This is a genomic window from Acinetobacter rongchengensis (assembly GCF_003611475.1).
GTDB classification, from domain to species: Bacteria; Pseudomonadota; Gammaproteobacteria; order Pseudomonadales; family Moraxellaceae; genus Acinetobacter; species Acinetobacter rongchengensis.
The window spans coordinates 1-18,167 of record NZ_RAXT01000059.1; the positions used below are offsets into that span (position 1 = coordinate 1).

18 protein-coding genes are annotated in these 18,167 nt (G+C 36.4%); 5 read left to right on the forward strand and 13 right to left on the reverse strand.

The annotated features are described in order from the left end of the window. Positions 1-514: 514 nt before the first annotated feature. The 3 genes from D7V20_RS16465 to copM form a co-directional block, all read right to left on the reverse strand. Complete coding sequence (locus tag D7V20_RS16465; protein WP_087528920.1) at positions 515-703, reverse strand: heavy-metal-associated domain-containing protein; 189 nt, start codon at positions 701-703, stop codon at positions 515-517. Positions 704-782: 79 nt separating this feature from the next. Then, the gene (fdx, locus tag D7V20_RS16470) at positions 783-1,121 is read right to left on the reverse strand and encodes an ISC system 2Fe-2S type ferredoxin (protein WP_087528921.1); all 339 of its coding nucleotides are present in this window, start codon (positions 1,119-1,121) and stop codon (positions 783-785) included. A gap of 90 nt (positions 1,122-1,211) precedes the next feature. Next, entirely contained in the window at positions 1,212-1,892 is a 681-nt protein-coding gene (copM, locus tag D7V20_RS16475) for a CopM family metallochaperone (RefSeq protein ID WP_087528922.1), read from the reverse strand. 417 nt (positions 1,893-2,309) lie between these two features. Here copM and D7V20_RS16480 point away from each other — a divergent pair, with 417 nt between their 5' ends. Further along, positions 2,310-3,011: an IS1 family transposase gene (locus tag D7V20_RS16480; RefSeq protein ID WP_087528928.1), complete on the forward strand. Its 702-nt coding sequence runs from the start codon at positions 2,310-2,312 to the stop codon at positions 3,009-3,011. A 121-nt stretch (positions 3,012-3,132) separates the two neighbouring features. On the opposite strand, the gene D7V20_RS16485 is transcribed toward D7V20_RS16480, so the two are convergent. Both D7V20_RS16485 and D7V20_RS16490 read right to left on the reverse strand, forming a co-directional pair. After that, positions 3,133-3,534: a hypothetical protein gene (locus D7V20_RS16485; protein WP_005028669.1), complete on the reverse strand. Its 402-nt coding sequence runs from the start codon at positions 3,532-3,534 to the stop codon at positions 3,133-3,135. Between the two features lie 49 nt (positions 3,535-3,583). After that, a complete protein-coding gene (locus D7V20_RS16490) occupies positions 3,584-3,997 on the reverse strand; it encodes a hypothetical protein (protein WP_005028668.1) in 414 nt (137 codons plus the stop codon). Between the two features lie 266 nt (positions 3,998-4,263). Between D7V20_RS16490 and D7V20_RS16495 the strand changes: the two genes are divergently transcribed. After that, on the forward strand, positions 4,264-7,269 hold the full coding sequence (locus D7V20_RS16495; protein WP_005028667.1) for a DotA/TraY family protein: 3,006 nt from the start codon (positions 4,264-4,266) through the stop codon (positions 7,267-7,269). Positions 7,270-7,330: 61 nt separating this feature from the next. Here the strand turns inward: D7V20_RS16495 and D7V20_RS16500 are convergent, their stop codons facing one another. Next, positions 7,331-7,825 carry a hypothetical protein gene (locus D7V20_RS16500; protein WP_005028665.1) on the reverse strand — a complete coding sequence of 165 codons (495 nt, stop codon included), beginning with the start codon at positions 7,823-7,825 and terminating at the stop codon, positions 7,331-7,333. A gap of 243 nt (positions 7,826-8,068) precedes the next feature. On the opposite strand from D7V20_RS16500, the gene D7V20_RS16505 reads away from it, so the two are divergent. Genes D7V20_RS16505 through D7V20_RS16515 form a run of 3 tightly spaced genes read left to right on the forward strand, consistent with a single transcriptional unit; the run spans position 8,069 to position 10,954 of the window. Continuing rightward, positions 8,069-10,081, forward strand: a complete 2,013-nt coding sequence (locus tag D7V20_RS16505; RefSeq protein WP_005028664.1) for a peptidoglycan DD-metalloendopeptidase family protein — start codon at positions 8,069-8,071, stop codon at positions 10,079-10,081. Positions 10,082-10,103: 22 nt separating this feature from the next. Beyond that, positions 10,104-10,514 (forward strand): hypothetical protein, encoded by a 411-nt coding sequence (locus D7V20_RS16510; RefSeq protein WP_005005820.1) that lies wholly within the window; start codon positions 10,104-10,106, stop codon positions 10,512-10,514. A 14-nt stretch (positions 10,515-10,528) separates the two neighbouring features. Then, the gene (locus D7V20_RS16515; protein WP_005028662.1) at positions 10,529-10,954 is read left to right on the forward strand and encodes a hypothetical protein; all 426 of its coding nucleotides are present in this window, start codon (positions 10,529-10,531) and stop codon (positions 10,952-10,954) included. Between the two features lie 52 nt (positions 10,955-11,006). On the opposite strand, the gene D7V20_RS16520 is transcribed toward D7V20_RS16515, so the two are convergent. The 7 genes from D7V20_RS16520 to D7V20_RS20195 form a co-directional block, all read right to left on the reverse strand. After that, positions 11,007-11,651, reverse strand: a complete 645-nt coding sequence (locus tag D7V20_RS16520; RefSeq protein WP_005028658.1) for a hypothetical protein — start codon at positions 11,649-11,651, stop codon at positions 11,007-11,009. After that, the gene (locus D7V20_RS16525; protein ID WP_005028656.1) at positions 11,644-13,200 is read right to left on the reverse strand and encodes a UvrD-helicase domain-containing protein; all 1,557 of its coding nucleotides are present in this window, start codon (positions 13,198-13,200) and stop codon (positions 11,644-11,646) included. Before D7V20_RS16525 ends, D7V20_RS16520 begins: the two co-directional genes overlap by 8 nt. A gap of 3 nt (positions 13,201-13,203) precedes the next feature. Then, entirely contained in the window at positions 13,204-13,761 is a 558-nt protein-coding gene (locus D7V20_RS16530; protein ID WP_005028652.1) for a hypothetical protein, read from the reverse strand. Continuing rightward, on the reverse strand, positions 13,761-14,330 hold the full coding sequence (locus D7V20_RS16535) for a hypothetical protein (protein WP_005028650.1): 570 nt from the start codon (positions 14,328-14,330) through the stop codon (positions 13,761-13,763). Before D7V20_RS16535 ends, D7V20_RS16530 begins: the two co-directional genes overlap by 1 nt. A 12-nt stretch (positions 14,331-14,342) precedes the next feature. Next, positions 14,343-15,017 (reverse strand): hypothetical protein, encoded by a 675-nt coding sequence (locus D7V20_RS16540; protein WP_005028648.1) that lies wholly within the window; start codon positions 15,015-15,017, stop codon positions 14,343-14,345. A 12-nt stretch (positions 15,018-15,029) separates the two neighbouring features. Continuing rightward, positions 15,030-15,935 carry a hypothetical protein gene (locus D7V20_RS16545; protein WP_005028646.1) on the reverse strand — a complete coding sequence of 302 codons (906 nt, stop codon included), beginning with the start codon at positions 15,933-15,935 and terminating at the stop codon, positions 15,030-15,032. Between the two features lie 122 nt (positions 15,936-16,057). Then, positions 16,058-17,587 carry a secretion/conjugation apparatus DotM-related subunit gene (locus D7V20_RS20195; protein ID WP_024160802.1) on the reverse strand — a complete coding sequence of 510 codons (1,530 nt, stop codon included), beginning with the start codon at positions 17,585-17,587 and terminating at the stop codon, positions 16,058-16,060. Between the last annotated feature and the right edge of the window lie 580 nt (positions 17,588-18,167).

The window sequence follows — 18,167 nt, forward strand, 5'->3', positions numbered from 1 at the left end:
GTTTGACGTACTGGAAATGAAAAGACAATACAATCTGAAAAAGTAGAGTATTTGACTTGTTGGATTTGATCAGGATGATAGTGTTGTTTCAGTAAATCACCAATTAAATCAAAAGCCTCCTTGATATTATTAATTTTATCTTGATTATTTGGTAGTTCAGTTTCATCAATTATTGCTTTGAAACCTAATATGTCAATAAACGCAACTATGCGTTGTTCATATTATATAATACTCATCAAAAACCCCTTAAAAAATATCTATTTTAACTTAGTTTTACTAAATTGGATAAATTAATAAAGCTTGTTTTTTTGTTAGCGATTCTATAATTATTAGTCATATTTGAAACAGTTGCTATTGTATACACGGAAAAATATGGGACAGCCACAATATAAAATTAATATTAGATAAAATCCATTACAAGAGTAGAGCACTATTGCAAATTAACTACAAGTAGATTTCTTTTACTTTAGTAATAAAGCGACTCCTTTGAGTCGCTTTATTATTTTGTTCACTCTTAGCGAGGAGGAAAACCAGCCTCTGTTAAAGCCTCAACCACTTGTTGCTGTGTTGCAGTTGTTTCAACTTTCACACTGCGACTTGGCGGATCAGTAATTACCTTTGCATTAGCATCAACCGCTTGAATTGCTCTGGTGACACCTCGTGCACAACCACCACAGGTCATACCTTCAACATGAAATTCCATATTTAACTCCACTATTATTCAGAATATATTTAATATAAACCTTATCATTATTGTAAGGTCAAGCATTAATATTAAAGTATCAATGTCCCTCAGAGACATAATTGATAGTGTACTTAGGTATTTCTACCTCCAAGTTTTCATCTTGGACTTTAACTTGGCAAGATAGTCTTGATTCGGCCGTGAGCCCCCAAGCACGGTCCAGTAAGTCCGCCTCTACATCATCCATTTCTTCTAAACTGTCGAACCCTTTTTTCAGGACAATATGGCATGTTGTACATGCACCTGATAAATCGCAGGCATGTTCGATGGGAATGCCATGATCCAATAAACTTCGACATAAATTACTTCCACTTTCAATTTCAAGTTCCGCACCCTGTGGACAAATCTTTTCATGCGGAAGAACTATAATTTTTGGCATATAACATAATCCTCAATTCATTAAATTTATAGATAAAACAAGGGGCTTTTAAAAGCCCCTCATTTAAAAGAACATCGAATAGAGAAGTATCTACTTATGTTTACTTAACCATTCATTCATCATCTTGATTTCTGATTCCTGGGCAGAGGTAACATCTTCAGCAAGCTGACGCACTTCTGGATCAGAACCGTATTGAAGAACTACTTTAGCCATATCAATTGCACCTTGATGATGAGGAATCATGCCTCTCATGAAATCAACATCAGCATTTCCTGTAAATGGAACCATCATATCTGCATGCATTTCATCATTGACCTTAATGTATGCTTGAGTTGATGGGCTATCTTCATTTTTGCTGTCAGAATGATTTTTGTTTTTTGCCAACCATTCATTCATCATCTTGATTTCTGATTCCTGGGCAGAGATAACATCTTCAGCAAGCTGACGCACTTTTGGATCAGAGCCATATTGAAGAACTACTTTTGCCATATCAACCGCACCCTGATGGTGAGGAATCATACCCAACATAAAGTCAGTATCTGCATTTCCCGTGAAATCAATACCCATTCCGCTGTGCATACGAGTATTTACTTCCATATAGGCATTTGTAGATGGATTATCTGTTTTAGCTGAACCATTCATATCATGGTGCATTGAATGGCTTTCATGTTTATTCTCACTCATTGAATTATCCTTTGGAGCGTCAGAAGAGGAACACCCCGCACTAAATACAATCGCACCGACCATTAACATTGGAACAAAGCGTTTCATGGAGCTATCCTCTTACTACAATTATGAAAAAATAATGGGTAATAAGCTCGGAAGTTATTCTTTCCTATCTGGTACATCATTACCCTTGATGTAGTAACTCTATTCTTTCCAATTATGGTAAGGTCAACACCTAATCAAATAAAAAATTAAAATACTTAAAAACAAATACTTAACAACAATTGACTCAGTAGTACGTCACAATAATCAATAGAATTAAATAAATCACCTCCAATCAAAAATAATATTTTTATATAAAAATCAATTTGATATGTTTCTTCATGGTTTCACAATTATTTATTTTACTATTGGATGCACTACAAAAGACTACAAACATTCTCAAACTTTATACTTAAAAAATTGGTGGTGTTTCAAAAAGTATGCTGAAAAAAACAATATGGCTTTTGATAAAATAGAGGTATGAAAATAACGCTACAAATCAAATGTCCTACCTGTCTAAGTAACAATATAAAGAGAAATGGCATCAAAGTAGATGGGAAACAAAACCATCAGTGCAAAGATTGCAAACGTCAATTTATTGGTGATCATGCATTAAGCTATCAAGGGTGTAACTCAGGTATTACCGGCAAGATATTACATTTAATGGTCAGAGGAAGCGGTGTAAGAGATATTGCTGAAGTCGAGCGTATCAGCATTGGCAAGGTATTACGAACCTTAAGTGAATCGATCTATCAGATTCAGCCTAAACAAAGCCACTACGAATGTCTTGAAGTCGATGAACTTTGGACTTTTGTAGGGAATAAGAAAAATAAACAATGGCTTATTTATGCCTACCATCGAGAATCTGGAGAAATTGTTGCTTATGTTTGGGGTAAGCGGGATTTAGCAACGGTTCAACGTCTTAAAGCTAGACTTAAAAAGCTTGGGGTTCAATATGCTCGAATTGCGAGTGATGACTGGGATAGTTTTATCACAGCATTTCAATGTTGCAAGCAAGTGATCGGTAAGTTTTTTACCGTCGGTATTGAAGGTAACAATTGTAGAATTCGTCATCGAATCAGGCGTGGATTTAGGAGAAGTTGCAACTTTTCTAAAAAGCTCGAAAATCATTTTAAAGCCTTTGATTTGACTTTCTTTTACCTTAATAACGGATTTGTTTAACGCCAGCATACTTTTTGAAACACCACCTAGGATCGCTTGGTAAGGCTGTGTTAGCCGGATGCTTACTACGTAGATATAAAAAATGCCCATCATTCGGGCATTTTCTTTTTAATGGTTAGGCTTACCAAGGTCTAGGCTCTGGTGGGCGTGATGTGTATTCATTATCCATATTGTTTTCAGATTCATTGTCTTGGTCCAATTCTGGATCTGTTTGTTTGTAGCGGTTTTGGTAATCTTGCTGCTCAATTAAATCTTCTAGAGCCATTTCTTTAAAGTGACCAACAAGTAATGAACGTGTTTCTTCTTGGTATTCTGGTTCTTGCGCTAATTGACGTCCAATTTCATTCGGTAGTTTATTGTCGTAGATATATTTTAGGTTGGTTCGTTGTGTTTGTAGTGTAGGTTGTGGGTTAAACTCGTCAGTAAGGGAAACTACTTTAGCTTCACTAAAACTAGTGCCACAATTAAAAACGGCTCTGGTCGCGTCTTGAAGTATATCTTCTTCGTTCTGTATGTTTTCCATTTGGCTTAAACCCTTTATTAAAGTCAGAATCTTAAAATTAAGAGATGTATTAAGATACCCAATTATACTTCAATAAATTTTCAATTTGTACCTTTAACGCTTCTTGCTCTAATCTGTCTAAACCTATTGTTGCGATGTTCTCTAAAAACTTGTCTTTATACTCGTTGTAACTTTCTATATCGTCTTTTTTAATGGTTTTGTCTAGATTTAACGTAAGCATGAGGTTTAATACTTTTAATATTTTTAGGTTCTTCCGTTTTTTGAGAACTTCAATAGGATCTAATTCAAAAGTATTTATTTTATCTAGTTTTTCTTTATAAGTTATTGCCATTAAAGGATTTATGCTTTGGTTGAGTATGTAGGATAACTCTAAAACAGTTATATCTTTCCCCATATCTTTAGATACAGATTTCTTAATTTCCGACAGTAAAATTAAGTGAGATGTAAACTTTGCTTTATCCATAATAGTCTCTTGTATTTAAACTAAATCATTAAAACAATTAGCAAGTCATGTTTAAACTTTCTGTATATACCAATAACAGTTTTGTGGTACATTATTGCTAATTTAAAAACCATTGTTATTTGTAATAAAATGGTTTTAATGATTCTTTGGTTAAAAGGTATTAAGCCTTTTAGTTAAACGTCTAACTTGTAATTTATAACACTTTGCTTTTAGTCGTCTTAAGTAAGCGATGTATAAGAAGCATTAAGAAAAACGGTGAGTTAGCTATGAGTTTATTTTGTCAATCGACAAATCCGAATTGTGATGGCGACCAAGCCGTTACTCTTCTCTCATCTATCTTTGGACACGACTTCATCAATGCGTTTATCAATGCGTCTGGACCAGCCTCGACAGTACCATCATCAGGTTTACTCACTAATATATTATTAGGCGGTGTAGCTAGTGTGGCAATGTCGTTGGTTTTGGTTTTTGCGATCGGTATTGGTTTAACAGCACTTTTGAAAAGCGCCCAGGACGGTGAAGCTTTCGGGAAAGATTCAAAAGTCACTACGATGTTTTCCCGAATATTATATTCGATTATTTTACTTTTACCTACGGCGTCCGGCTACTGTTTCATTCAAGTAGTCGTGCTAGGTATGGTGCTATGGTCAAATAATGTATCCAATACAATTAATAATAGAACGTTAGGCGAATCCTTAATGGCTTCGGCTAGTTTGTCAGATACGCACGATCATCAGCGTGACATCTTTGGATTTAGGAAAAATGCGCCTGTTATGCTTCGCCAGTTGCATTGTATTAACGTTCTAAACCAAGAGTTTTATACTCTACCGCCAGCATTCGGGCGCTATTTTAGTGATGGTGCTTATGGGGCGAATGCTAATCCTGGTGTTAGCATGACTGCAGTAGAGAAAAAGCAAAACTACATTGATAAAACCGCTAAAACTGCAAGTAACTGGACATCTGTTACTTATAACTTCGCTTACGCTGACAGCCGTTTAGAAGTTGGGGGCAAAAAAGAGCCGATCTGTGGCGGTGCTTCAATGAACGTTGTTAATCCAGCTGCGGTTAATGCTGAGTTAATGGACATTCCTGTTTATAAACTTCGCCAATCAGATCAAAACAAGATCAACGTTGCTTTGGCAAATGTTCAAGCTAAGTTACAACAAGAAAAGAACAATCTATATCGTCAATTCTTTATCGATTTAGAAAAGTGGTATATCGCATATCAAGTAAGCCCTAATGCCACTGAACAGGAAGGAACATTCCCGATTAGTAAAGCTGCTATGGATGCTTTCAATGCGCTAGTTGATAATTATGTGAATAAGAGTCATACCGTAACGAATAATGTTCTGACTTCTGAAAATGGCTATACTGCGGTTCAAACTGTTGTTAATACGCTAAATCAGCGCGGTTGGATGATGACGCCTGAAGCTCGTATTAAAGTAGGTCAATATCGCGCTATTGTTGAGAAGTATATTACTGAACCTTTGTGGACGTTCAGCCCTCCTACACTGAATTCAGCAATCATGAGCAACTCAAAAGGTGAAGCAATTTATAACACCGTTTATGTTGCAATGGATAATGCTGTTGGTAGCATTACATCCAACAATAATTGGGTGGCAAACGGCGATATTGCCGACTCTACCAACTTAATATCAATGTCTACCGATGGTGGTGACTCAAACAAAGTATCCAACATCGATCAAAAGTTTTCGGCATATGGTTCTGCTTGGGCAACAAACATTACTAAATCATTGGTAATGGGTGTATTGGTCGGTGAAAAAGGCGATGCGGAATTATTAAATAATAATTCGTCAAGCTCAAATATCAGCCCTACTACATTGCACCGCAATACGAATGTTATCCGTAATATTCAAGATACTGGTGAAGCAATCTTAGTCTATAAAGCTGTGGCTCAAGGTACTGTTGTCGGTATGAAATTAGTCGTGCTTACTGCTCGTTCTGGTTCTGCTCTTGTTCAATGGGTACCAGGGCTTAAGGGCGTAACTGAAGAAGGCACCAACGCTTTAGAATATGCCGTTGAAAATATCTTTGCTCCTATCCTTGGTCAGCTAGTAACGTATTTGACGATTCTTGGTGTGTGGATGGCGGTTGTTATTCCATATATGCCAATGATCTTCTTTGGTCTAGCTTGTGTAGGTTGGATCATCCATATCCTATACGCTGTGTGTGGTTTGCCTTTATGGGCGCTAATGCACATGATCCCTGAGCGTACTTTTGTCGGTAGCCAAACACAAGGTTATGTCACGGTATTAACGTTGTTCATGCGACCAATATTTATCATTGTTGGTTTCTGGATGGCTGAAATTATTATCGGGCCAGCTCTTGTTACGCTTACTGATATGTTCTTTAGCTACCAAGGTGCAATGAGCATCGCTTATTCATCTAATACGTTTACAGTTATCTTTACTGAGCTGATTACGTTTATCTGGAAGTTCTTCTTATATCTATTCTTGATGACTTCAGCGATCTACCTGATTTACGGGTTGGTATTTAGTGTTGCTGACCAAGTACAACAATGGATTGGTTCTGGATTGAATGGCGGTCAGTGGGGTGAAACAAACTCAAAAGAAGCTATTCAAAAGTTTGGTGGCGCTGCAAGTACGTTGTCTGGTCCATCTCCAGCATCTCGCCGTCCTTTACCGCCTGGTAGACGTCCTGATGGTGGTAAGGGTGGTCCAAATAATCCGAAAGGTGGTGGTGGTGGCAATGGTGGTACAGGTGGTAATACATTAGGCGGTACTGGTAGTACGACTGCATATAGCCCTGTAAACATGCCAGCTAGATCCGCTTCTTTTGGCGCTGCAACTGGTGGTACAGGTGGTATTACTCCAAGTGGTGTCACTGGTGGTACGGGTGGTAGAACTGGTCTTGGTGCTAAACCAACATCACCTACCCCAAGCCAAGGTCAATCTACATTCGGTATGGGTGCTACAAGTGTAAGTGGTACAAATAATACGCCTACTACTGGTGGTGGTCTATATGGTGCAAATGCTTACGGAAAAACAGCTTCTACGTTTAATCGTGGTGTAGCTAAAGCATCAGCATCTAAGACTGGTTCTACTTTCGGTAGTGTGAATGTTGCAAGTGGTACTGGCTATACGTATGGTACTGGTTCGACTCCTAATGCACGTTTTGGTGCTAGTTCTAGTGCAACCAAGAAATCTAATATTTCTGGCCGTAGCACTATGACTAATCGTGTGCGTTCAGGTTTAAGTTCAACTCTGTCTAAGTTTAAAGGTAAACCTTAAAATCTAGACAATAAAAAATGGTGCTTTATAAGCACCATTTTTTTTATCAAAATATTCATAATTAAAAGTTGATTTTCTGAATGTTGTTTTTGTTTGTAGAGTTAAAAATAAATCTACGAACGCCGATATTAACAAGTTGCTGTTGATCTTTCTCTAGCTGACCAACTGCATGACTGTAAGCACGGTTCAAATTGTTATATGAACGGTTTTGCACAAGTAAGTCAAAGTTGTTGATACGCTCTTCTTCTAACTCAATTTGCTTGTTATTAAGCTCGATGTCTTTTGCTTTCATTTGGGCGCAAACATTGTTGTACTTGTTCGCCAGCTCATTGTGCTTGCTTGTAACGTCATCAATGTGTGCGTTCGCTTCAGTAACCAATTCGTTGTACTGATTTGTAATACCTTTGATTCTGTTTTCTAGCATTTCAATGTGAGCTAACAAGGCATTTTCATTCTTCATGTGTACTTTGTTTTGGATTAAAAAGTCTAATCCCATTGAAGCACGGTCAATCGCTTGGTCGAAAGTAGCGCTTAAAACGTGTGCGTGATTTAACATATTTAGATACCTCACTACTTTTATTAAATTAAAATATTAAAACCATGTAACCTTATTCTTAAACCTATCAATAAGATTAACGCTATATGTATATACTATCTTAAAACAAAACCTAAAAACTTTTTTTAAAGTATAAAATAAGTATTTAATCGTATATACTTAATCCGTCCACTTAGCTATTAGGGACATTTAATAAGAAGTTAATTTATTTTAAGAACTTCCTTTAAGCCTGGCGATTCACTTATGAAATTTAAACCCTCATTTCAATTAAAGCCCTTGAGCTGTGGCATTAAAGTCGCAATTTTAGTGACTTGTTCGGCTTTTATTTATACCGCTAACGCCGATCCTATTTCTGAAAACGTAACCGCTACAAATGCTAATACGGCAAAAGTTCCTAACAACGCTCAAAAAATGATTTTCCATAAATATTCGATCATGCCGAATGATGGGCGCCGTAGTGCTGGTCGTTTTGGTGAATTTCGTTTGCGAGGGGGCGCTGCTGGTAGTCATAACGGTATTGATATTAGTCGTGCGAATCCTAATGACCTTACACTTAAAGCAATTGGTTCAGGTTCTATTGTCTCTTATGACACACGTTCATCTGGTGCAAGCAACCAATCAACCACTAACCCACTAATTATGCAGATGGATACTGGCGATCGAATCATGTATCGCCATACTGATCCATCGTATCAAAAAAAATATAACGCTTACCCTGGTCAACGTATTCAAGCTGGTCAAAACATCGCACACATGTCAAATAAAGGCTGTGGTTCATGTGCCGTGCATTTGCACATTGAATATGGTGTAAAGGCAAAACGTGGGCTAGATGTTTGGCTGAATAAAAACTTAGATCAAGTTTTTAAAAATCCATCCATTGCACTTCAGCAACGCGTTAAAGGATCTGCGCCATATGTGGGTAGTTCTGAATATAAGTTAACAGATCCTACGCCATATTTACCTCAAGACGTTGTGATTAGTGTCTCGCCACAAGGACAAGCATTAGAAAACAAATACACACCGTACTTGGGTAACACCATTAGGACTCAATGGAATGCCTTATATTCATCATCAACAGGAATCACCCTCCCCGTTTCTTCATCGGTAGATGGCATTGCAGTAAAACAAGGCAAAAAGCTTCCAGCACTTGCATTTAGTGGCGATGTTTCGATGGATGCTTATGGATCTGCACAAGTGCAAGTCGCTCAAATGATTGCTGACGGTACTATCTCACCTGAAGCAGCTGCAAGCGGTACCATTTATGCAAATGATGTTGCTCAATATGCACCGCCTAGAACTATTTTTGGTGGTACGGCTGATGATGTGGGTTTTGATATTGGTGCACTTAATTCTACGCCAGCAGAATTAATTGAAAACATTGGTACTGGACGTTATGGCAACTCTAAATGGTTTAATGAATTAGCAACTATGTCGATGATGGGGCTTTTGATTGAAAAGCTAAACATTATCAATGCACAAAACTATTTGACTAAAGAGATCCATAAACAAAATGAACGCTTAGAGGCTCTTTTGGCAGCTTATACAGCGTCAGAAACTCAACGCTATTCTGGCCGTGTAGATGAACTTTATACGAAAGCTGAACAACCAACTGTTATTCCTGAAGTAGCAGTAGTTGAAATGAAACAGCTTTTTGAGGAAGGTGGAAACGGGCAAGTTTATTCAGATGCACAAATCTTAAAAGGTGGACAAGGTACTCCAGATCGTAAATGTGGTTGGGGTATACCAGGTGCTTTTGGTGCGGTTAAAGATGGTATTAAACGTGTTTCTTTAAAACATGGTTATAACCCTAATGACGTTGCAGCTATTCTTGGTTTTGAATCTGCCGGTTTTAATCTTAAAATTGACAACAACGCTGGTGCATATGGTTTAAGTCAATGGACTAAAATTGGTATAACAGATATTAATGCTTCAGATTTAACAGCGAGAGGAATACCAGCTTCAATTAAATCAAACCCTAAGCAAATCACTACACTGAGTGCTCAACAACAAGTCGAATTATTAGATTTATATCTTGCAGTAAAAGCACGACAACGTAAAAGCGACTATAATAATAAAACAATAGCTGGGTTTTATGCTCTAGTTTTAGGTGGACCATATAAAAGCCCTAGTCGTGAATATAATGCGAACAGAAACCTCGATAGAAACCCTCGAGATGGTGTTGTGACTTTAGCTGAAGCCGTTACATTTGAAGGTATTGTTATGCGTTTATGCCCTTACTATTCTGAATACCCTTAATAGAGCAATTAAAGGAAATATTATGAAAAACAGATTTTTGTCTTTATTGGGTTTTAGCCTTTTAGCATGTGCATCTTTTAATGCTAGTGCTAATACTAGCTCAGACTCTATTCGTGCTGAACTTGAAAAACTGCGCTTAGTAAACGTTAAATGTGCTGCGGTTTCTAACGATCCATTTGATGCAAAACACCTAAATTGCTATACAAATGTTTATAACCGCGCAAGTCAGCTTGGTAGCCTTGCTTCTAAATATATTAATAATGAAGAAGCTCCGCGTGTTCTAGCTGATCACAATCGAAACTTTACTCAGTTACTTGCTAACTGCGATCAGTTATACGCTGGCCAGACTGCAAAGTACAAAACACTAAGCATGCAATGTAAAGCGACCAATAAATTAGGTTGGGCAATGTTTATTCCGGCATTAATGAAGTAATAAAGGATCAGGTTATGAAAAAGTTTTTAAGTTTAGCTTTGTTATGTGCTGCTACCATTATTACGTCATCTGCCAACGCTGGTTATAAGACCAAAGCTGAAGCTATTCAAGCTTATAACAAGGTACAAGCTGAGTATCAAAAATGCGTGTTTAATTATAATGAAGCGCGTGATTCTGAGTACGGTTCACCAGAACTTAAGTGCAATACACCATACAACCAATCATTAACACGTTTCATCAAAGACGTTCGTGCGGAAAGTCAAAAGAATGCTGCAGCTTGGCAAGCAATCAATACACAACATATTAAATTTAGCCAAAACTGTGATAGTCAAACTATGGTGAGCTCATACAATCCATCGTTTTTTATTCGTCAATCTTTTATGTGTGAATCCTCTGCTTTTACATCTTTAGCACAAGTGGCAATCGACCTTTCTTATTAATTTCAAAACATAAAAAGGGCATCTATAAGATGCCCTTTTTTGTCGTTTGGTTTTAGACTTTTTCTATAATTGTTTCGGTATCTGGTGTTTCAACTTCAAACCCAAAGTGAAGATTACCGTATTCAATTGCTTCTTCTACCCAATGCAAGCCCATGTTTTGCTCATTTCCTACTTTGCTTGAATCATAAGCCTCAAGGGGCATCACCCTCTTAATATCATTTTCGATGAAAAAATATGTATAACAGTGAGGGTGCACATATATTCCATCAAAATAAAATGGAATTAAATATCTCCCCTTTAATTCCTTAAACTGCTCAATTGTATGTTTACTTGAAGCAATTCCACCGCCTGAATCTATGACAATGCTTCTAAAAGATCCTGAAGGAATATCAACGATAGCCAGGCCATCGAACGTTTCTACACCATTTAATATCTCTTTAGTTTTGAGATAAACACCTGGTTCAAAATGGCGTTGCTTGAAATTAAAATCTTCCGTGAAACTAAAGATTGACTTTGTTTCCTTTTCAATTAGATGAAACATTTCAAGAAGTGGTGTGATTATATCTGCGACCTGTGAGCCCTTTTTCTTAACAAGCTCCATGATATACGGTTCGTGATGAAACTCTCCGCGAATATAACTAGCATTGTGACATGCCTGAAACACTCTATTTTGCAGAACTTCAACTTGATTAGGCATTTGAAATCTCCGTATTTTTTGAATTTAAGTGTTCCAATAAATCATTAATGCCATCTGTAAATAATATGTTTTTGGCTCGTGTTACGGTCACATACAACAGCCGTTTTTCATCTGCAGAAATCATTAGCTTTTTATCGAGAATTTTATAGTTAAAGCCTTTTGCGATTAGGACATTATCCCACTCTAAACCTTTACTCTTGTGTGATGTGCTAATGACCAAAGTGTTTTTTGGGTCAGTTTCATCATCAGCCATACTATTTTCTAACGCCCACTCAATCACTTGCCATGAGTATTGGTTTGTTAGATCCAGAAAGGTTTTTAATTCTGTAGTTGCCCCCTCCACTTCTCCAAACACTTGTATATGGTCCACAAGCTCTTGGTAGGAAGAAAAGTTTTGAAGCTCTTTACACGTTGGCCGTTTATTTGCTCTCAGTTGAAAAATCCCACTGAAAATATCTTTACTGCGCTTTCCATCAACCTCAAGACGTATTTTCTTTTCGCCATTAAGGTAGCCATGAAACTTAAAAAAGTATTCAAAAGCCGTAGCATTTGTTCTACAAATAATCGCGTTCAATGAAGATGGTGCATAACTTGATGTACTGAAAGTGGTAACTTTTGACGTTTTACTTGGTAAACCTTTTAACTGTCTGGTTTCACCAAAAAGTTTATTGAGAAGTAGATTAGCTATATCTGCAACTGCATTACCAAACCGAAACGACTGTTCTAAGTACAATGCTTCAAGATCTAGGTTCTGTAAAATATCTTTCGCACCCCTAAAGCCATATATGCTTTGGTATGGATCTCCAACAAAAATAACTTTTGCTTTTTGACGTTTGAGTACGTCTAGTATTAATTGGTCACTATCTTGGCTTTCATCTACCATCACGTAATCAAAATCAAGTTGTGGTTTTTGCAGTACCCACCACTTGAGATAGTAATCGTGTGTAATACCATAATCACCGTTTGGATCAACTACATCATTCCAGATCATTTTCGCAATTGAAGTGATTTTATCTTCAAGAACGTCATTGCGCTTAATTGATGTTTGTTCTTTTAAAGCTATGTAAGCATGATCATTGGTAACAGTCTGATCCACTGTCATACAAAAATAACGTAATGTATTAAGGATAATCAGCGCTAATGTTAGATCGGTGAGTTGTCGGTTTTTCCCGTTGTACTGAAATCGAATGTTTTCAAGCTTAAACTTTTGAACAATATCTTTAGGAAGTAACGTAGGTTTGTTAATCTTATTTTTCAGCCAACCAGGTATATTTCTGTAAGCTAGAGAATGGAATGTAGAACATGTGACTGAATTCAGCCCATATTCAGCGAATTTTTGATTAGCTTCATCTGCCATCTTTTTATTAAATGATAGATATAGTCCAAGCTTACCTAGTTGTTGCAAAGCACTACTACAATGGATCAATGTCGTAGTCTTACCAGTACCAGCAAAAGCAATCAATTTAAAACTGGTTTTTAGTCGTGTTGCTTTATCAATTGCTCGTTGCTGTTCACTGGTAGGTTTTTGAGTAATTTTCTTCACAACCATTGCTTAATTTCGTGCTAAAAAAGAACTTGGTTTTTTGTTTTTCATTACAAGCACATCGCTTTCAACAATTTGCATCTGGCTTGCTAAAAAGTTAACTTGTTGCTTCAGTTCGTTTATATCGCTTTTTAGTTCAACTACTTGCACTTGCATCTCAAGGTTTGAATATTTGAGCTTGTTATTCTCAGTTTCTTTCTCTTTTAGTGCTGCCTGTAATCTTTTGATTTCCTGTTGGCTCTCTATGTTAGCCACATTAATATTGCTTTTGCTTTGAATATTTTGTGCTTGAGAAGATGTACTCTCAATTGCAACAGGTGTTGGCTTTGGTTGTACTGTGCCATTATATTTGGTTGTCTCTGAGATCTTATCCCATAGAGAATATGTGCGTAATGGCGCTGGTATATTTTGATTTGGTGTTGAAAAACTGGTGCGTAAAGCATTTGCACTGTCTTTAGATACAATGTCTCCAGAACTATTAATTTCAGTAAAGCCAGCATAAGCAAGTGAAACAACTGTTGAAACTGCTATTGCACCAATTACCTTAAAATAGTTTGATTTCTTCATTAGAATGCCCCTTTCAAGCGCTTATTTTTTGCCGTTTGATTTGATGATTTTCGAGTGATTGTGTTGTTTTCTAAATTGATAGAAACACCTACATTCATGACCTGATTTTTCTGTGGGTTGTATTGAATAAAGACCAGTTCTTTTGCATATTTCTTTGCGTGTGTTAAACGTTCAGCATGAATTTCATCAAGATTAAATCTGATTTGCATTCGCGATATATACAGCTTGAATAACTGATCATTTACTTCAGCTAAATTTAAAACTAAGCCTTTTTCATCTATAGAAGCAGACTCGAAAGTTAAATCATTTAAAAACCAATTTTCGGGTTGTATTAGTAAATAAAACTTTTCAACTTCGCTTGTGATTGCATATGAAAAACAAAACTCATTCACCTGATAGGTGCTTAAGCAAATGGTTTCATTGTTATAGCCACGTTTCATGTTTCGGTCATATGAGCTCAACCACCAAACTAAATAGTGTCGTGCTTCCAACTCTTTAACGGTTATTTGTGCTATTTCTGAGGCCTTTAGCTGTAATGCTTCAAGGTTTTCTATTCGTCTAGCTCTCATAGATAATTCACCTTATTTTTCTTGAAAGCATGAGTTATCAAAAGCCATTGAGTTAGGATCTAACCCCATGTTTTTAAGAGCCAAGGCTTTACCGTCAAGTTCAGGGTTATCAGATGTGCTTAGTTGTTGCGAACTTGTTTCTGAAGATGCATTTTTCTCATTAGTACCTGAACCTAAAAAGTAACCGCCTCCAGCAAAAACAACTACTGCAGCTACAATGCCCATAGCTGGCCAAGACGTTTTAAAACTAGAGAATCTATCTGCTAAAGATAAGCTGTATTTTTCTTCATTAGAACGTATAGGGCTGTCTGTAACATCAGCCTTATATTCATTTAGAGCTTGATGCCAAACTTCCTTTATGTAGCTCTGAAGTTCATATGTACTGAAACGAACCTTGCTTTTGTTTAAGTAATAGCATGGCTCACTTATAAGAATTTCTGTGTTTTCGTCAGACTTTAAGAAAACTTGTCCTCTAAACAAATTATTCTCGACCTGATCAAATCCTTTGATCGTTAATAGTAGATCCGTGGCCTTTGCATCTATATTGAAGATGCTCACCTGGCGATTTCTATCCGTATCTCCAGAAAGGTCAGAATCTAAAAACATAGACTCATTGTTTATCTTAGAGAAATAAGGTGAAAAGTTTCCGACAATCGATTGGAAAGCTTTCAATTGAGTTTTGTTCATCTCAATTCCCTCTTATTTGAAAATATAGTCAAGAGTGGCTGTTTCTGAAGTTCCTCTACGAGCTTCAACTTTTCCAGTCTTTTTATTTACAAAGATAGCAACTGGTACACCAGCAGTTAGTGGCTGTGGCTTTTGTCCAGCGCTACGAATTGCTTCTCGCTGTTCACGATCTTCTTTTGGCATTGCAACAATATCTTCGTGATAGAAGAAGATAGATTGAAGAGCGCCTAAGTGTTTATCCAACTCAGCAAGTTCCTGTGGTGTAGGAATCACTTTAATTGAGTTAATTTCTTCATCTGTTCCATTAAAGGTTTTATTAATAGTATCTTCAGATGGTTTACGAAGAATTCCAGCTGCTAATTGTTTTCCGTTTTCACTTTGGTTTAGAACTAAAGCTGGAATCCATTTAATAGTTGCACCGCTTTTAACGTATGAGCGAGAAAGGTTGAATGTTTCGTGACAATATTTACAGCGTGGATCGTAAATGATGTAAACAGTGTTGTTATCATTCGCTTTCCCCTCTTTAAACCCTGAAAGCGTTTTTACAGCTTTAAAGACTGGATGATTGTATGCACTGGCCAAATTCCCAACGGAAGCTGTTGGTTGTCGTGCTGGTGTATTCATTTTTTTTGCAGTTAATTTAAGAGGCTCAGATATATTTTTTTTAGTAGCAGAATCCCAAGCTGTACCATGTAAGATGACTTTTTCATCGGATGTTGTAAAAAACACCGCATTTTTCCCATTAGGTGCCTCAAGAATCCAAGAAGTTAAACCTCCACTAAAGGGTTTAACTTCTTTTACTTTGCCCATTTTTTGCATCTTAGAAGTAAGGTCCTGAGATGGTGCAGCGTAAGTAGAGATTGTAATAATACTAATAGCGCAACTTGCTACTATTTTAGTGAAATTATTTAAAAGCATTTTAGAGTATTACCTTTTAAGCCATGTTTTAGCAGTATAGTTAAAATATGTTTTTAAAAAAATAGTTAAATAAAAAAGACCGGTGTTTTAATACCGGTCAATTATAACTTATAAGTTTAAGACTAAAACCCTTTTTGCTTGTTTTTTTGTATTTCATCCTGTGGTATTTCTACGCTCACCATATCAAAAACATGATCGTCACTATACTTAAAATCATCTTTATCATTGTTTTTAGAGTTATAAGATCCGTTGTTTAATTCCTTGTCCGTAAACTCTACTACTCGAATAATACTGTTCACATCTTCAGCAGCTTTTTGTCTAGCTTCAGTCATGGCAAAACTCAATAATTCGTATTCAAAACCAACAAGGCCAATGTTAAAGTCTGGCTCTTCTAATGGCTTCCCTAATTTCACCTCAATTAGATAATGCGAGATTGGACCTAAACCCTCACTAAACAAAGACGGTCTACCAATATTCTGTATGAATGCGTATGCAGTTCGATTGTATAGTTTTAACCAGCGTATATCTGTTGGTGGCATTACACCTAGTTGTCTTGCTGTTAATACAACCTCACACAAAATAGTTCTTACATATGCATGGTTTTTAAAAATCTTAGTAGCAACGGGATGTTTAATGTATTTGTGAATTCTTTTTCTAAGGAAATCAAAATTAAACCCTACAAGCTTACGATCGCCCTCAACATACTGATTTTCAATTGCAAACAATGGGTTGTTAGGTATATTTTTTGTGCAAATATCCCAATAGTAATTAATTAATGTTGTTGAATCTTTTTTGATTTTACGGAACTCTTCATCATCCATAGATTCATCGGTTGCACATGCTACTGGTAAATACAAAGCTAGCAAAATTGTATCAACATCGGATAAATACGATAATTCATCGGGTGATGTTTCTTTTGAATTATCAAGGGTTATCCAAAGATCCCCTAGTTGTTCACGTAAGACATTTAAAAACTTCTCTTCATCTATGATAGGTACTGTTTCACTTTTATCATTATATTCTTTCGTTACTCCGTTGATTGTAATGTTCACAAGGCGCTCTTTAGTTCCTGTAATTAACTCATGCCTATTTGCAAACTCATAAGTTGAATCTAGCGCTTTAAAATGACCATTGTTCGTATCATATTTTGACAAGTCTAATGGACCAAAAACCTGTAAGTGTCTTTGGTTTGGAATTTGTTCCTCTATGAACTCTTCTAGGTTCATGCTTTTGATAAAGCCCCGTGCTGGATGCTCGCTGTTGAAGCGGTCATAAGCTTTCTTTATCCAAGGTGTTGCCAGCAAAAATATTAATAAATTCCATGCTTGACTGGCTTTTGAAATTTGAAAAATAGTGACTTCGCTAAACTTATTTTGACAAAATAATGGAAGCCAATTGTTTGTTGGTTTACATAGGTGTTCTGTTGAATACACCAACTCACTTAGTAAAGGCACGTAGTTAAGCCCGATAGCTTTGAATATGCTATGTATCCACCATAGAGGAATAATTAAAATGCCTTTTGTGTATACTAAAAACCCTACAATTTGAGGTTTATAAGCAAACCATACAGCCAAAAAAGCCACTAAAACCATAACAACAGTAAATATATAAATATGATTCTCATGTACAAGCTTATCTTTTGGATCTGCCATTTTATAGCCTATTAATATGTGTATTGTTGGGTATTATATAGTTAATATTGGTTTTAATCTAATTCCCCTTAAACCTTTTAAGGATTTTAAGTCTGGTTTTAAGCTCTTGACTAAAGTGGCATTTAATACCTTTTAAAGCTTAAATCAGGTCAATCTCAACACTAAGCCAGTATTCTTGGTCAAATACTAAAAAGAATGAATAAGAAGCCCTCCCCTACTAGACATTTAAGTGGATTAACCGCCTATATAATAAATTTCTCTATAAATATTGTTGGTAGTCTTTTTATTGAATAGGGCACTCCCCTACTCAGCTAATATAGATCATTTTCAGTTGTGCATTTCACAACGTCTACTCATTTATTTAACTGTAAGTAGTAGTAAGCCCTCCCCTCTTCTTGGCAACTCCATTTTTATCAGTCTGATAATGAATAAATCAACGATTTAGAATCGAAAAACCGTTATCAGCCTGATAATGAAAAAACCACGCCAAGGGATCTAAAGCTGTTATCAGTCTGATAATGAAAAAAACCATGCCAAGGAATCTAAAGCTGTTATCAGTCTGATAATGAAAAAAACCACG

Coding starts and splice junctions, on each gene's coding strand:
- D7V20_RS16465 (WP_087528920.1), bottom strand. CDS start 703: ATGGAATTTCATGTTGAAGGTATGACCTGTGGTGGTTGTGCACGAGGT.
- fdx (WP_087528921.1), bottom strand. CDS start 1,121: ATGCCAAAAATTATAGTTCTTCCGCATGAAAAGATTTGTCCACAGGGT.
- copM (WP_087528922.1), bottom strand. CDS start 1,892: ATGAAACGCTTTGTTCCAATGTTAATGGTCGGTGCGATTGTATTTAGT.
- D7V20_RS16480 (WP_087528928.1), top strand. CDS start 2,310: ATGAAAATAACGCTACAAATCAAATGTCCTACCTGTCTAAGTAACAAT.
- D7V20_RS16485 (WP_005028669.1), bottom strand. CDS start 3,534: ATGGAAAACATACAGAACGAAGAAGATATACTTCAAGACGCGACCAGA.
- D7V20_RS16490 (WP_005028668.1), bottom strand. CDS start 3,997: ATGGATAAAGCAAAGTTTACATCTCACTTAATTTTACTGTCGGAAATT.
- D7V20_RS16495 (WP_005028667.1), top strand. CDS start 4,264: ATGAGTTTATTTTGTCAATCGACAAATCCGAATTGTGATGGCGACCAA.
- D7V20_RS16500 (WP_005028665.1), bottom strand. CDS start 7,825: ATGTTAAATCACGCACACGTTTTAAGCGCTACTTTCGACCAAGCGATT.
- D7V20_RS16505 (WP_005028664.1), top strand. CDS start 8,069: ATGAAATTTAAACCCTCATTTCAATTAAAGCCCTTGAGCTGTGGCATT.
- D7V20_RS16510 (WP_005005820.1), top strand. CDS start 10,104: ATGAAAAACAGATTTTTGTCTTTATTGGGTTTTAGCCTTTTAGCATGT.
- D7V20_RS16515 (WP_005028662.1), top strand. CDS start 10,529: ATGAAAAAGTTTTTAAGTTTAGCTTTGTTATGTGCTGCTACCATTATT.
- D7V20_RS16520 (WP_005028658.1), bottom strand. CDS start 11,651: ATGCCTAATCAAGTTGAAGTTCTGCAAAATAGAGTGTTTCAGGCATGT.
- D7V20_RS16525 (WP_005028656.1), bottom strand. CDS start 13,200: ATGGTTGTGAAGAAAATTACTCAAAAACCTACCAGTGAACAGCAACGA.
- D7V20_RS16530 (WP_005028652.1), bottom strand. CDS start 13,761: ATGAAGAAATCAAACTATTTTAAGGTAATTGGTGCAATAGCAGTTTCA.
- D7V20_RS16535 (WP_005028650.1), bottom strand. CDS start 14,330: ATGAGAGCTAGACGAATAGAAAACCTTGAAGCATTACAGCTAAAGGCC.
- D7V20_RS16540 (WP_005028648.1), bottom strand. CDS start 15,017: ATGAACAAAACTCAATTGAAAGCTTTCCAATCGATTGTCGGAAACTTT.
- D7V20_RS16545 (WP_005028646.1), bottom strand. CDS start 15,935: ATGCTTTTAAATAATTTCACTAAAATAGTAGCAAGTTGCGCTATTAGT.
- D7V20_RS20195 (WP_024160802.1), bottom strand. CDS start 17,587: ATGGCAGATCCAAAAGATAAGCTTGTACATGAGAATCATATTTATATA.